Consider the following 15,220-nt stretch of genomic DNA (forward strand, 5'->3'; position numbering starts at 1 on the left):
AATCAAGTTGCAAATTTAATTTTTTAGGCTTAAGGTCAAAACTTTATAGGCGAAGTTTTGCTGATAATCAGTAAAATATTCTACTTTTGCAACGCTCGAGCGGTCAGCAGAAGCAAAAACATTACATTCGGCGGCGTATGTTGCAAAACAACGATGAAAAAATAAGTTCGGTCCTCTTTACAGCAATACTTCCTTTTTTGCTGTTTTTCATGGCATATTACGGTTTCGAATCGTCGTACGTAAAACTGAAAACGATGGGGAAAGCTCCGGATTTTATGTTTTCGTCAGTGTATGCTTACCGTGTGATTCCTAATTTTCTTACCGTTCATGTCACAACTTTTCTGACAGATTTTATCAATTCAAATCTGATTTCTTTAAAACCGTTTATCGTAAAAAACGGAACAGCTTTTTACCACAGTATTTTTCTGATCAATCTTGTTTTTTTTCTGTGTTCGTCAGTGGTTTTAGATAAAATTTTAAAGTTTAAACCCAACCTTTTTGCCTCGGATCCGAGATTAAGAAAGTTGCTTCATCTTTTAGGTGTATTTCTGATGGTCATTGTGCAGTATGTGCCGACAAACTGTGATTCCATCGCTGTATTCTTTTTTCTGGCAGGAGTCTTTTTCAGTTTAAAGTATTCAAAATCGAGACAGAATAGAGATTTATTTATTCTTGCCGGAATTATCTTTATTTCAACATTTGTACGGGAAACAGCCTGTCTGAATATCGCATTTTTCGCGGCTTTATTTTTTGATTACAGAAAGTTCAGTATTAAAAATTTTGCTTTTTACAAAGAGATTGCTGTTGTAATTTTAGCTTTTGTAATTCCTTATATCGGGCTCAGAATGATCATTCCTCAGGAAGGTGCGGTTGCAGAGGGATTTTATCTGCTTCAGAATTTCAGCAGTCCGTTTAATCTTGCGGGATTAGTTTTCGGTACTGTTGTTTTATGCTTTATTTATCAGCTTTGCGGAGTTGCAGAGCGGAATACTTTCAAAAATTTTATCATCCTGTCTGTTCCTTATCTTGGAATGATTACTTTTGTCGGGCTGTTTTGGGAAACAAGACTTTGGCTTCCTCTTTTGCTGGGAGTACTGGTGATTTCTTCCCAAAACATAAATTTTCATAAAGCTTAAATGAGTTTATTTCACCCTTACTACCTGATTGTTTTTGTTGTGCTGCTGGTTTTCAGTGCGCAGGAAGTTTTTGGCCGCAGGGTTGAAAAAAAATACCTCTGGTATCTCGGGATTTTTCTGATTTTGATTGCGGGGCTGCGGAAGTTTGTAGGTCCTGATTATGGAAGTTATGTCGGGATTTATGCGTTTTCGGATCAGATCGATTATGTGAGTATTATTTATAAAGCACTGTATCTTGAACCACCCAATCCGTTTGAGCTGGAGTGGATCTTTGTCTTGATTAATAAGGTTCTGCTGAATGTTTTTAATGCACCTTTCTACATTCTCACGCTTGTAATTGCTGCGATAACGATTTATTTTAAAATTGAGTATATAGAGGAAAATACATTTTATCCCTTCACATTTATTCTTTTTATTTTTATTCCTGGGTTTTTTATCGGAGAAAGTGGACAGATACGTCAGTGTTTAGGGTCATTTATAGTGTACTATTCAATACGTTTTATAAAGTCGAGGCAGCTCTTTATGTATCTGCTGTTTATTTATTTGGGTGCAGGTATTCACAATGTCTGTTACGTTTTTCTGCCGATGTACTGGGTTGCCAGAATTCCGATTAATAAAGCAGTGATGCTGGGTTCGATTATCACTTCCATCTTTCTTTCTCCTTTTGAAGTCTACCGAATTTTCGGAAGTTTTCTGGAAGGTGTAGCCTCAGACAATATGCTTGTGGAAGGTTTCAATGGTTATGTTGATGAGTCTGTTACCCGTCTGAACGGAGGTATCGGTGTTCCTGAGGGAATGATGGCGGTTCTCACATTCTTTCTGTTCTTTTTTGATAATCAGATGAAAGAGAAATATCCTTACTACGAATACCACAGAAACTATGCGGTAATCGGTATTTGCGCGTATTTTATATTCAGAAATAATCCTATTTTCTCGTCGCGTCTTGCGGGGGCATTTATTGGGTTCTCCTATATTATCATCATAAATACTATGTATGTGGTAAGTGACGCGACCAAGAGATTGATCTACACTTTTATCATTTCACTTTTCATTTTCAACTTTGTTGTATTCTCCAGCTTTAAAAATATTGTTAACGGAAACTTCACAATAGAGCGCTACAACAACTATTTGTTGCCTTAAATCTTCAGTATTTCAAAAAAAATCTTTGATTCATAATGAAAAATTAATTCACAGTTTTCAAAATTGTGAATTTAAATACATATTTTTGCCATCGTTAAATTATTGTCAGTTATAAATGTAATTTGTGTTTATGTGTCCACTCATAAACGATTATTATAACTTATTTTGATATAATCAATTGAAACTTTAAAACTAAAGACTAAAATTTGTATCTAAGTATTATTATGAAACAAAAATCTATTTTTCAGAGCCTTGCCTCAGCAGGTTTTGTACTTTTAAGTTTTTGCAACACGTATGCGCAGCAGGATTTTGCAAAAAGTGATCAGCCGGCAAATAATTTTGTCAACGCATCAAAAATCCCTATGGATCCCGATGTGAATGCGGCCAGGGCTTACACCTACCCATGGCTTTTAGCTCCAAACAGTTATATTTTCGATCCTTCCACCACGAACGACGGAATCTATATTCCTGTTAAAAAAGCTTATGCTGTCTGGACTTTTTACAAGTATTTGAACAAAGATAATTTCAATTACGACGGTAAGACAACTGCAGAATTGCTTTGGGAAGACAATCATGGTTTGATCAAAACGAGTGGAGGAGCGAGACTTCGTCTGTCAGGTAGCAAGGAAGAAGCAAAAATCGTGGTTCCTGTAAATAAAGGTAAAAAAGGAAATGCAGTTATTGCATTTAAAGTAGATGGAAAAGTCGCGTGGTCGTGGCATATATGGGTGACAGATGATCCAACTGACGGCTCTACCTACCGTAGTTTTGAAAATGTTAAGAGAGAAACCGCAAGTGGTGGTACTGAAGTGATCCCAGCCGGAGAATGGAAATGGATGGACAGAAATCTGGGGGCTATTTCATCATCAAACACTGCCGGTGAATGGAACAGAAGCGGTGGGCTTTTGTATCAGTGGGGAAGAAAAGATCCTATTCCGCCCTTGGTTTTAAAAGGTGATGATTTCTATGAGGTTTCAGGAAGTATTGGAAGAGTGCGTCACAGAGGAGCGAAAAACTTTACCAATGCAACCAATTTTGATAACCTAAGGCTTTTCACACCTGTTTCTACAGCAACTGTGGAAAATAATATGGCGCTTTCAATCAATAATCCTTTAAGCCCAATTTATGTTTACAAAGATGATCTTTCCGGACCGGCGTATTATAATAACAATGCCAACCTGATGTACAATTGGTTTGGTGCATCTTCAGATATTTTGGGTCAGGATTTACCGAAATTAAATCTTTGGTCCGACAATGCAGAAGGAAATGTAAGCACAAATTACAATGCAGACGACGCGGCTCAACCGTACAGAAGAAAATCTCCTTTCGATCCCTGCCCGAACGGATGGCGTTTGCCGTCGATGCTGGTTGCCAATCTGGCATCTCCAACCTACGTTGATGATGTTAGAATAGATTTCTCGCCATTTGGCGTTCGTACCAATTTAGGTAAAACAGCATTCGAAAGTGCGGGAAATCATATTATAAAGCCATCGGATGCGGGAGTTCCTGCATTCATGACAGGCTTTAAAGTATATCCGAATGTAGGTTTTGACATGACTTCGGTGGGTGGTTTTAATATGGGAACTTTCCCGGGAACAGGTCAGCTTGCGATTAATTCACAACAAGGTCAGTACACCGATCAGCATCAGGTAGGTTTGTGGACGGCAACCATGACAAGACTTTCCGATGCTACACCGGCGGTTTCTGCGAGAGCTTTGTTTATGGTTCCGGATAAATATCAGTCAGATACACCCAATCCGGGCGATGCAACCGTGAAAGGAAGATATTGGTACATGCCGACATCAACCGCTAAAACTTCTGATGCCAACGCATGCAGATGCATTCAGGATCCGGGATATATTGTTCATAACTACAATTACCCAACGGAATATTATGATGAGCCGACAGATTATACGGAAGGTCTAAAAAATCCAAATACTTATCAGATTGTAAAAAATACCACGTCAACTTTGGTTGAGATTCCTGTATCTAAAGCGTTTTCAGTGCAAAGTCAGTTGCTGAATAACAAGACGATACTGAATTCAGCAAGTTTTAACAGTTTAAAAGCGAATGTTCTGTGGTCTACCAACACAGCACTGATTGGTTCTGTCGCGCTTTCAAATCCATCTCCGTCAGGTATGGCGGATCTTTCGAACACAAAAATTCAGGTTAATATCAATCCGAACCAGAGTGGAAATGCCGTGATTACTCTCCATAACGGAAGTATTGCCAATCCTGTGTATTGGTCGTGGCATATTTGGGTGACCGACAGTGCAATTTCTTCTTTCACTTATGCTACGGAAACACCAAATTCAAACGCACCCAACTACATCAATTATGTTCAGAAAGGTGATGTTCTGAAAACGGAATTTATGGACAGAAACCTTGGGGCTACCGATGCTTTCCCTGTCGTGGCAAATCCTTTAACTCCAAACGCTACTGAACTTGCACAAATCAGAGCTTCCACCGGAATGCAGTATCAGTGGGGAAGAAAAGATCCTATTCCTCCGTTTCAGCACGCTGACAATAGAGCTTCTTACAGCATTTATCTGGGGAATGTTGCTGCTAACGGAACTGTTTCCTATACGGCGCTTAGCTATGCGAACTACAATAATCTTTCAGGAAATTATATCGTTCCTTACAACACTTATTCAAACGCAAGCAACGCGAATGTCGTTACTCAGGATACTGTTCCGGAAAAATTAGCTAAAATTTTATCTTATTCTGTAAGAAATCCATTGGTGTACATGATTCCAAGTACTTTTGCACCTTACAATTCTGCTGTTCCGAATTATACAAACGGGTCAGACTGGATCTCAGATGAACCCAATTTAGCTGCAGACCGCTGGGGAAGAGGTGGTGAAAAATCGGTTTATGATCCGTGTCCGGAAGGTTGGAGAATTCCTGATTTAACAGGCACAGCAATTATCACCAACAGAGATTTCGGAATTTCGCCATGGTACAAAAAAGACAAAAAAGTAGCTACAAGTTACAGTGTGCTTACTGATTATCTGGGAACAAGAGTGAGAAACAGTACAACTACAACAATCGGTTATATTTACAACAATCCTGCCTACAATGTCGGTAATTTCCCGAATTCAGGATCGAGAGGTTTCAGAAGTGTGACAGCAAATCAAACGGCGACAGGAACTTTTAATGTCAACAATTATCAGTATCCGGGAGTCTGGACGGGAGCTTTAAATTCAAACTATCTCGGCAGACCTGTCAATATCTTGTTTGATGCTGCTTCAAGTGCCAACAGAATGATTGCTTTCCATGATAACAATGATCCGTATTTTGGAATGAACTGCCGTTGTGTGAAAGTTAATACCAATACATCAGGAGATCAGGCGGGGCCAATTCCTGCGATTCCTGTGACGCAGGCAGGTGCTTTCAAGGCTACCAACGTTTTCACTCAGAAACAAATCGAAGAAAAAGAGGTTCAAAATCAAATTTCTCTGTTTCCAAATCCTGTGCAGGATATTCTTTATATCAAGGCTGATGTGAGAAAAGATTACTATTTTCAGATCTACAATGCTTCAGGGCAAATGGTGAGAAAAGGTAAATTTGAGAATAATCAGACCAATGTTTCAGATTTGACCCAGGGTTTTTATCTTGTAAGAATCAATGATGCAGAAGTTGTTGTAAAAATTATGAAGAAGTAAAAGTTCTAGGTTATATATAACAAGAGTTTTTCTGCCCCAAATCGTATTGGGTGAAAAAATTCTTTAAAATTGAGCAAAAAAACGCCCTTTAGGGTTGGGTAATAATTTTGCTCAATTTAAATTAAATCATCATAAAACAGAACCGAAATTGTTTTTTGAATACGCTTTAATTCCTATTTTTGACAATCAAATTTAAGAACAGGCAAATTCAAAACGGTTTCGGTTCTTTTATTTTGCAAAAACCACATATTTGAAAAAAGCCGCAGAAATTTTTACCGTAAGATTGCCCATCAATTTATTAATTGTGGCAACCGCAGTTTTTGCGGTGGTTTTTACTTTTATACACAACCGAAATTCCGACGGATATATTCTTGGCGACTGGCTCATCAACTATCAGGATGGCGGTTTCAAAAGGAGAGGTCTTTCCGGAAGCTTCTTTTTTCTTATTCAGGATCTTACAGGTTTAAAATTAAATCTTGCAGTTTACTTTTTCCAAGTCATCATTATTTGTGGATTTTTTTATACTTATTTTAAAATTATTCAGAGAAAACAGCCGGACTTACTTTATCTCTCGCTTTTGCTGTCGTCCATAGGTTTTATCGGGATTTTTAACTGTGTTGACTACGTCGGAAAAAAAGAATTTATAGTCTTTTTCCTGTTTGCTGTTTTTATTAATCTTTTAGATCAGGACAAACTCAGCCGTTTTAAAGAATATCTGATCTGTTTAGGATTGCTGACTGCCATGTTTTTCCATGAAATAACACTCTTTTTCGTTCCTTATTTTTTGATTGGATTGTATTTAAAAAGTGGAAAATTTGAACTTCAAAAATATATTAAGTACATTCTCGTAACCCTCGTTCCTGCAATACTAATTTTTCTCCTCGGAAAAGATATCAACGAAGGTCAGTCTCTGGAAATTCTGAAAGACCGTGGTGTAATTTTAACCAAAGGAATATTTTTCTGGAATTTTGATGAGCGGAAATATATTGAAGAGCATTTCAATGACTACAGATTATACCTGATCAGCTTCCTTATAAGTGTAATACATATCGGGATTTATTTAAAGTTTCAAAAGAGACGAAAGTTTCTGTCTATTTTATTAATTGCTTCATTTTTATTCTCTTTGCCTCTTTTTTATCTCGCAATCGACTGGGGTAGATGGCTCTATATTCACATGATTTTTCTGATCGTTCTTTTTTCTTTAAATCTTCCCAAACGCAATTCTGATGAGGTTTCAAAAGGTTTTGGTTTAAATTTAAAAAATGGAATCATTCTTCTTTTAATCCTTTTTTCATTACTGTACAGAGTTGAGATGTCGGGTAGGGGTTTTACATGGGAAGGTTTGCTGTACAGAGTCTTTATTACGCCTGTGGAACTGTTAAATAAAATGCTGTAAATCTGCTTTAATAAAAAAAGGCTTACTTTTGCAAAAATTTCAGGAATGTCGAAAAATTTAGTAATCGTCGAGTCTCCGGCTAAAGCAAAAACTATTCAAAAATATTTAGGTAGCGATTATGAGGTGAAGTCCAGCTTCGGACACATCCGTGATCTGCCTAAAAAAGGGATGGGAATAGACTTGGCCACATTCAGTCCGGATTACGAAGTTTCTGCCGACAAAAAGAAATTGGTAACAGAACTGAAGTCTGCTGTGAAGAAAGCCGATATGGTTTGGCTCGCTTCCGATGAAGACCGTGAAGGAGAAGCCATCGCATGGCATTTGGCCGAAGAATTAAAACTGAAACCAGACAACAGAAAGAGAATTGTTTTCCACGAGATTACAAAAAATGCGATCCTTAAAGCAATCGAAAATCCCAGAGATATTAATCAGAACTTAGTAAATGCCCAGCAGGCCAGAAGAGTTCTCGACAGAATCGTAGGTTTCGAAATGTCTCCCGTACTTTGGAAAAAAGTAAAACCGGGATTGTCTGCAGGAAGAGTGCAATCGGTAGCTGTACGTCTGGTAGTGGAAAGAGAAAAAGAAATCCGTGCATTCAATTCTAAAGCAAGCTTTAAATTAGATGGGATCTTTTTAAATAAAACCTCTCAGGAAATCGCTGCAAAGCTTAAAAAAGATTTCGACAGAGAAGAAGAGGCAGAAAAGTTTTTAGAACTCGCAAAAACAGTTGAATTTAAAGTTCTGAACGTTGAAACAAAACCTGGAAGCCGCTCTGCATCTGCACCTTTTACCACTTCCACACTTCAGCAGGAAGCATCTTCAAGATTGGGATACAATGTTACTAACACCATGCGTCTTGCTCAGCGACTGTACGAAGAAGGTCATATTACCTACATGAGAACAGACTCTGTGAACCTTTCTCAGGAAGCCATTGAAGGTGCAAAAACTCAGATTTTATCAGAATACGGCAAAGAATATTCTTCGCCAAGAAACTATACCACCAAATCATCTTCTGCACAAGAAGCTCACGAAGCTATCCGCCCGACAGATTTCTCTGTAAAAACGATTGGTGACGTTCAGCTGAATAAATTATATCAGTTAATTTACAGAAGAACACTGGCTTCTCAGATGGCGAATGCCAAGATTGAAAAAACCGTGATCGAAATTGGTAATGCAAAACTTCCCCAGCATTTCGAAGCACAGGGAGAAGTGATTATATTTGATGGTTTCCTGAGAGCTTACGGTATCGTAAAAACAGAAGACGACGACGAAGAAAACAACGAAAAACTATTGCCGAAAGTTACTGTAGGCGAAGTTTTAGACTATAAAAAAATTACCGCAACAGAAAAATTCACAAGACCGAGTGCGAGATACACTGAAGCCGGTTTGGTAAGAAAACTTGAAGAACTGGGAATCGGACGTCCATCGACGTATGCACCGACGATTCAGACGATTCAGAACCGTGAATATGTTGACAAAAGAGAGATCGAACCTCAGACCCGTGAGATCGTGAAAATGTCTCTGGTAAAAGACAAAATCAAAAAAGAAGTTCTCGACGAAAAATTCGGGGGCGACAAAAATAAATTCGTTCCTACAGACATCGGTGAAGTGGTAAACGACTTTTTGACTGATAATTTCAGCGAAATTTTAGACTTCGGATTTACCGCAAGAGTAGAAGAAAGTTTCGACGAAATCGCACATGGCGGCCAGAAATGGAAAGAAATGATGACTGATTTCTACTCAAAATTCCATCCGAGGATTGAAGATGTTGAAGAAAATGCAGACCGTGCCAACGGAGAACGTCTCTTGGGTGTAGATCCAAAAACTGGCAAGAATGTAACGACAAGAATCGGAAGATTCGGCCCTATGATTCAGATCGGGGAGCAGGATGATGAAGAAAAACCGGTTTTTGCATCACTTCTGTCAGGACAAAACATCGCTACCATCACTCTGGAAGATGCATTGGAACTGTTTAAACTTCCTTTCGATCTTAATGAATTCGAAGGACAAACCGTTACAATTGGTGTCGGAAGATTCGGACCATATGTGAAGTGGGGCGAAACGTACATCAGTATTCCGAAAGGAGAAGATCCGCTGTCGATTGATCAGACCCGTGCAGAAGAGATTATTGCTGAAAAAAAACTTGCAGATGCGCCGATTGCATCTTATAAAGGCGAGCCGATCACAAAAGGAACGGGAAGGTTTGGTCCTTTCATCAAATACCAGAGTATTTTCATCAATGTTCCGAAGAGATATAACTTTGAAAATCTTTCTCAAAGCGACATTAACGAATTGGTGGAAGCGAAATTGGAAAAAGAAGCCAACCGTTACATTCAACATTGGGAAGCCGAAAAGATCTCCATTGAAAACGCGAGATGGGGCCCAATCGTGAAACACGGAAAAAATATCTACAAAATTCCAAAGAAAAAAGACGACACCAAATACGAGGCAGACGACCTGAAAGAAATCTCCATCGATGAGGTTAAAAAATGGATTACCGCTCAGGATCCTAAAGCTTTCGCAGAAAAGAAAAAACCTGCAGCGAAGAAAGCTCCTGCGAAAAAGGCAACGACTGCTGCTAAGAAACCTGCGGTGAAGAAGCCGGCAGCGAAAAAGTAGTATTCTCTTTTATAAAATATAAAAGCACAGATTTTTGGTCTGTGCTTTTTTGTTACTTGCATCTTGTGCGCACCAGCGGAGAGATTAGGAAGTTGACAATAATGTAGAATCTTCTATTTCCCAATAATCAACATTACCTGCTCCTACCCATTTTGATGTAATTTTAATTCAATTGATGTTTTTTAGATTTTTATTAAATCATTTACATTCAGTATAAAACTGCTCTTCCACTTAAATCGTATGTAATTCCAAACCATAACTATGATCCGTCTCATCCTCGTTATCATTTTGTTCATACTTTCTTTAGTGAATTTTTTTCCCGTACCAAGTCAAAGCACATGGTATGTAGGTATTGCCGTTCCCGAATTTCCATGGGTTTTTATGCTGGCTGTATTGGCATTGCTGGTCTGGAGCTGGTATTCCAAAAGATTCAAGAAACTGTCGCTTATTCTAGGCGGAATTACTTTTGTGATTCTCAGTTCGCCAATTGTGCGGGCTTATAACGTCGGGAGTCATCTAAGTGAAGATATTGAACAATCATTTGGAGTAAAAGATACAGATATGAAAGGTTTTCACCAAAAGAAGCCCTACAGTTTTTTACAAATGTTTACAGGAAACGGGGCGAAAGATATTCCTTTTAAAACCTATCATTATGCAAAAACCGATGGTGTTGATCTGACTTTAAATTTAACGCCTTCCGCAATTTCTGGTGTACGACCGTGTTTAATAGTCGTTCATGGCGGTTCGTGGAAGCGTGGAGACAACAGTGAGATCGCAGCTGCCAATAATTATTTTGCCAATGCAGGTTATCAGGTAGCAACGATTAATTACCGGTTGGCTCCGAAATTCCCAAGTCCGGCTCAGCAGGAAGATTTGCATTCTGCTTTTAAATGGATTCGCCAACACGCTGAAGAACTGAAAATTGACACCTCCAACATTGTTCTGATGGGAAGATCTGCAGGCGCATCCATTGTTCTGACGATGGCTTACACCGGAAACGAAAGCGGCGTAAAAGGGGTTGCCGCATTTTATGGAGCCATCGATATGCCGTGGAGCTATAAAAATCCGGATAATCCTTTGATCATGGATTCCAGAGAAGTGCAGAGAGATTTTTTAGGAGGAACACCCGAAGAAGTCCCTGAAAAATATATTGCCGAATCACCAATTTTTCATGTCAATGCCAATACAACGCCTACTTTGCTTGCTCACGGCTGTCTAGATGCGCACGTTTGGCATATTCAAAGTGAAATGCTGAAAAAAGAATTGGATAAACATCATGTAAAAAATTATTTGCTCACAATTCCTTGGGGAACGCATGGTTTTGAGTATAATCTCAATGGTCCTGCCGGTCAGCTTTCTATGTATTCTGTGGAGCGGTTTTTTTATTCTGTGACGCAGATGAAGAGGTAAGTCTTTAAAAGTTGAATGAACTGTATTTAATCCTGATATTTATTGATTAGCAATTTCGTTTTTTTATCAAAGTTAAAGGCGTAGTAGGTAAGTGGTGTGTAATAAAATAAAACCAGATTGTCGTTACAATCTTTACAATACTTGATTTTATCGGGTCTGCCCCAAGTTTTTATAAATATATCTTGAGTAATATTTAAAGAGGTATTCTTAAATTTTGCTGAATAGTTTCTTTCATAAAAAACTAATCCGACAATTAAAAAAAATGCTAAAGTAAATAGAGAAACAAGACTTATAGCAATTGATTTTGTTACAGTTTTCATATTACTAATTTATAAATATTAAACTTAAACAAAACTATTCAAAATTAATCATGTCAAACACCCCTAAAGTGCAGGATGCTCCGACAAACCAATCAGAGTAATTTGGCAATGCAGAGATTTGATGATATGAAAGATCCGAAAAACTTTTCACGTAAAGAATTTATACAGCTTTCATGCTTAGGTGTGGCTGCTGTGTTTTTTGGTTCGTCATTTACAGATTTGCTTCGTTCTGAAGATAAACCTTATTTTAATTTAAAACCCATTGGCAGATCACTCGAGCTCGAGGGTTATTACATTTGGTGCTCGTCTCCGATCTGGGGTGAAGATGGGAAAGTGCATCTCTTTTATTCCCGATGGAAGAAAGAAAAAGGCATGGGCGGCTGGCTCAACGGTTCAGAAATCTGCAGGGCAGAAGCCAATTCTCCTTTTGAAAAGTTTGAACATAAGGAAGTGATTTTAAGTCCGAGAGGGAAGGGTTTTTGGGATGCGACCACCTGTCATAATCCTTTAATCAAAAAAGTTGATGACCAGTATTATTTGTTTTTCATGGGGAATTCCAACGGGAAAACAAATACGAAAAGAATTGGTCTGGCAACCTCAAAAAGTCTTGACGGAGAATGGACAAGACCTGACCAGCCATTGCTTTTACCAGGAAAAGAAGGCGAATGGGATGATCACTGTACGACCAATCCGGCTTTTGTAAAAGGCGATGATGGAAGATACTGGCTGTTTTACAAATCCTGGAACACCAGGGAATATGAAACCCAAAAGGGAACCGTCCGCGGAAACCGGAAATATGGTTTGGCTAAAGCCCTGAAGCCTGAAGGTCCTTATGTAAAAGTTTCTGAAAATCCGGTGATTGATTTTTCTTCGATGCCCAATAATGCTCAGCTGGAAGATGCTTTTATATGGAAACAGAAAGGCAAATTTCACATGGTCGCAAGAGATATGGGATTTTATAATCATGAATATGGTTTGCATTTAACCACAAAAGATGGTATTAAATGGAATAAACCTGAAATTGCTTATTTCGATCTAAAAAAATACATCACTGAAGCTGAACCACCGAAACATCTGAAAAGATTCGGAAGACTGGAAAGGCCGATGATTCTGATGAGTAGAGATGGCAAAAGACCACAGTTTTTGTTTGGAGCAACGCAGGGTGGGAAGTATGAGACTTCTACTACGTTTGTTTTTGAGATTTTGAAACATTAATTTTTATCATACTTAATTCTTAATATTTATTACTGTAGAACCATCGACGAAGTTTTGTTGATGGTTTTTTAATCGTAAAAATCATTTTATTTTAATATTTTTGAGGCTATTAAAGGAGCTTGAAGTATGAATTTTGAAGATTTTATTATTTCGCCACGCAATTTCAGAACAGAAAACTGGCAGATTGGAAGCAGAATTACCAAAGAAATAAAAGAAGACAGTATCGTTTTGCTTTTCGTTTCAGATTACCGTGGTGCGGGCGGTGAAGCAGAAGTGCAGGATTTTACGGCTGTCAGAAAGGAATTTTACCAACTTTCTCAACTGGATTTTGATATTCCGGTTGTGGATTTGGGGGATTTGGTTTCGGGAAAATCTGTGGAAGATTCTCATTATATTCTGCAGGAAGTTTTATCGGCTTGTCATCAGAAAAGAGCAATTCCGGTGATTATTGGTGGTTCAAATGACTTTGCGTTTTCCGTATTTTCAGGATTGAATTTTCATCAGCAAAATATTAATTATACTCAAATCAGCAATATAATTTCTTTAAAGCAAGGAGAGGAAATCAACGAACATACTTTTTTAGGCAAGATTTTCGGGTCTAAAAATTTCTCGATTAAAAATTACCACCATTTGGGATATCAGAAACATCTCAATGAAAATGATTCTGTAAAACTCATCAAGGAAGTGGAGTTTGATATCGTCCGTTTGGCCGAAATGATGAATTCTACTGAGAAAACTGAACCTTTTTTCAGAAAAGCAGATTTGGTAACGGTTAATTGCGATGCGGTAGAAAGTTTCAGTGATGCATTCTCTGTTAATCCACAGGTCAACGGTTTAAACAGAAGAGAAATCTGTGCCTACATGAAAGAAATTGGCTTAAGCGAAAATTTAAAATCTGTCGGCATTTTCAACTATAATATTTATTCTGAAAATCAGCTAAACCATCAGCTTTTAGCGCAAATGATATGGTATTTAATTGAAGGAATCAACATCCAGAAATCTCATCCAAAGGAAAGACAGTACGAACTTTTCTATGTATTGATCAACGACAGACAGTATGCTTTTAAACGTGATACTTTCAGCAGTTTATGGTATTTTGGTGATGATGAAAATATTGAAAACTGCATTCCCTGCTCACGAAAAGATTTTGATGATGCCAAGAAAGGTTGGCTGAACGCGAGGTTTACAAGAGTTTAAAGCTGAATGCAAAGCGACGAAGTCGCGGAATGTTGGTTGAACAATTGACATTATAATTGAACATTTAAGCTGCGTAGCTGCGAAATGTCGGTAGAGAAATTTAATAATGACAAATCACTCAAAAACAAATAGAGTTTCGGTAATTGTTCCGGTTTATAATGTGGAATTATATCTGGAAAAATGCCTCACGTCTTTGGTAAACCAAACTCTGCAGGATATTGAAATTGTCGTAGTCAACGACGGAAGCACCGATGCTTCACAACAAATTATTGATCGCTTTTCCATTGAATTTCCTTTAAAAATAAAAGCTTTTACCAAAGAAAACGGAGGTTTAAGCGATGCACGAAACTTTGGAATCGACCGTGCTTCCGGAGATTATATCGGTTTCGTAGACAGCGATGACTATGTTTCTGAAACAATGTTCGGGGAAATGTTGAATCTTGCTGAAAAGCATGATGCAGAAATGGTGATCTGTAATATTCAAAAGGTGGATGAATTAGGAAATATTACCCAAAAACTGACTCAAATTCCGAATATGCCTGAAAAAATTGATCTGGAAAGCAACTTTTCAGTCTTTTCAGATCTGAGTTATTTTGCGTGTAACAAACTGTTTAGAAGAGAACTTTTTCAGAATAAAAGATTTAAAAAAGGAGTTCATTTCGAAGATATACAGGTTATCCCGCAACTTTTACTGGAATGTAAAACGCTGGCACAGACTCAGAATTATCATTATCATTATCTGGAACGCAGCAATTCCATTTCAAAAACACACACCGAAAAAGGACTCGATATTCTGAATGCCGTGCTGGATGTTGAAGATGCTTTTCAATTATCTAAATATTCATCTAAGAAAAATGAGCTTAAAAACTTTCAGATTCTTGAAGGCGTTTACACTTTTTTAGCCTATCTCGCTTTTGTGAAAGACGACTATGTATTTAAAAATATGAGTAATAAACTCAGTATTTTCATGCAGGAAAGGAATGTTAAATTTAAAGATATATTGATTTACAATCGTTTTGATAGAAATTATCTGTTATCTTTGCCGTTGAAAAAAAAAATTTATTATCTGCTTTATTTTAGCGGTTTTTACGGAGTTTTAAAAAAAATTATGTAAAAATTTTC

General features: G+C 37.8%; 10 protein-coding genes. 9 read left to right on the top strand and 1 reads right to left on the bottom strand.

Annotation, left to right across the window (positions count from 1 at the left end; translation table 11 throughout):
- Positions 1-137: 137 nt before the first annotated feature.
- From ASG21_RS03360 to ASG21_RS03385, 6 genes are all read left to right on the top strand, one after another.
- Entirely contained in the window at positions 138-1,136 is a 999-nt protein-coding gene (locus ASG21_RS03360; protein WP_056075885.1) for a glycosyltransferase family 39 protein, read from the top strand.
- Complete coding sequence (locus ASG21_RS03365) at positions 1,137-2,276, top strand: EpsG family protein (protein ID WP_056075890.1); 1,140 nt, start codon at positions 1,137-1,139, stop codon at positions 2,274-2,276.
- 224 nt (positions 2,277-2,500) lie between these two features.
- Entirely contained in the window at positions 2,501-5,941 is a 3,441-nt protein-coding gene (locus ASG21_RS03370) for a T9SS type A sorting domain-containing protein (RefSeq protein WP_056075893.1), read from the top strand.
- 250 nt (positions 5,942-6,191) lie between these two features.
- Entirely contained in the window at positions 6,192-7,337 is a 1,146-nt protein-coding gene (locus ASG21_RS03375; RefSeq protein WP_056075896.1) for a hypothetical protein, read from the top strand.
- A gap of 45 nt (positions 7,338-7,382) precedes the next feature.
- On the top strand, positions 7,383-9,956 hold the full coding sequence (gene topA, locus ASG21_RS03380; RefSeq protein ID WP_056075899.1) for a type I DNA topoisomerase: 2,574 nt from the start codon (positions 7,383-7,385) through the stop codon (positions 9,954-9,956).
- 261 nt (positions 9,957-10,217) lie between these two features.
- Positions 10,218-11,366, top strand: coding sequence for an alpha/beta hydrolase (locus ASG21_RS03385; RefSeq protein WP_056075903.1), 1,149 nt, complete (start codon positions 10,218-10,220; stop codon positions 11,364-11,366).
- A 26-nt stretch (positions 11,367-11,392) separates the two neighbouring features.
- Here ASG21_RS03385 and ASG21_RS03390 read toward each other — a convergent pair whose 3' ends face one another.
- The gene (locus ASG21_RS03390) at positions 11,393-11,686 is read right to left on the bottom strand and encodes a hypothetical protein (protein ID WP_056075906.1); all 294 of its coding nucleotides are present in this window, start codon (positions 11,684-11,686) and stop codon (positions 11,393-11,395) included.
- Positions 11,687-11,794: 108 nt separating this feature from the next.
- On the opposite strand from ASG21_RS03390, the gene ASG21_RS03395 reads away from it, so the two are divergent.
- The 3 genes from ASG21_RS03395 (at position 11,795) to ASG21_RS03405 (ending at position 15,212) form a co-directional block, all read left to right on the top strand.
- A complete protein-coding gene (locus ASG21_RS03395) occupies positions 11,795-12,901 on the top strand; it encodes a glycoside hydrolase family protein (protein ID WP_241773446.1) in 1,107 nt (368 codons plus the stop codon).
- 126 nt (positions 12,902-13,027) lie between these two features.
- Positions 13,028-14,098, top strand: a complete 1,071-nt coding sequence (locus ASG21_RS03400) for a formimidoylglutamase (RefSeq protein ID WP_056075909.1) — start codon at positions 13,028-13,030, stop codon at positions 14,096-14,098.
- 106 nt (positions 14,099-14,204) lie between these two features.
- Positions 14,205-15,212, top strand: coding sequence for a glycosyltransferase (locus tag ASG21_RS03405; protein WP_056075912.1), 1,008 nt, complete (start codon positions 14,205-14,207; stop codon positions 15,210-15,212).
- Positions 15,213-15,220: the final 8 nt, after the last annotated feature.

The sequence above is a fragment of the Chryseobacterium sp. Leaf394 genome (genome assembly GCF_001424105.1).
Classification (GTDB): Bacteria; Bacteroidota; Bacteroidia; order Flavobacteriales; family Weeksellaceae; genus Chryseobacterium.

Bases quoted from the DNA above. Each gene is read 5' to 3' on its own strand.
- ASG21_RS03360 (WP_056075885.1), top strand. From the start codon at position 138: ATGTTGCAAAACAACGATGAAAAAATAAGTTCGGTCCTCTTTACAGCA.
- ASG21_RS03365 (WP_056075890.1), top strand. From the start codon at position 1,137: ATGAGTTTATTTCACCCTTACTACCTGATTGTTTTTGTTGTGCTGCTG.
- ASG21_RS03370 (WP_056075893.1), top strand. From the start codon at position 2,501: ATGAAACAAAAATCTATTTTTCAGAGCCTTGCCTCAGCAGGTTTTGTA.
- topA (WP_056075899.1), top strand. From the start codon at position 7,383: ATGTCGAAAAATTTAGTAATCGTCGAGTCTCCGGCTAAAGCAAAAACT.
- ASG21_RS03385 (WP_056075903.1), top strand. From the start codon at position 10,218: ATGATCCGTCTCATCCTCGTTATCATTTTGTTCATACTTTCTTTAGTG.
- ASG21_RS03390 (WP_056075906.1), bottom strand. From the start codon at position 11,686: ATGAAAACTGTAACAAAATCAATTGCTATAAGTCTTGTTTCTCTATTT.
- ASG21_RS03395 (WP_241773446.1), top strand. From the start codon at position 11,795: ATGCAGAGATTTGATGATATGAAAGATCCGAAAAACTTTTCACGTAAA.
- ASG21_RS03400 (WP_056075909.1), top strand. From the start codon at position 13,028: ATGAATTTTGAAGATTTTATTATTTCGCCACGCAATTTCAGAACAGAA.
- ASG21_RS03405 (WP_056075912.1), top strand. From the start codon at position 14,205: ATGACAAATCACTCAAAAACAAATAGAGTTTCGGTAATTGTTCCGGTT.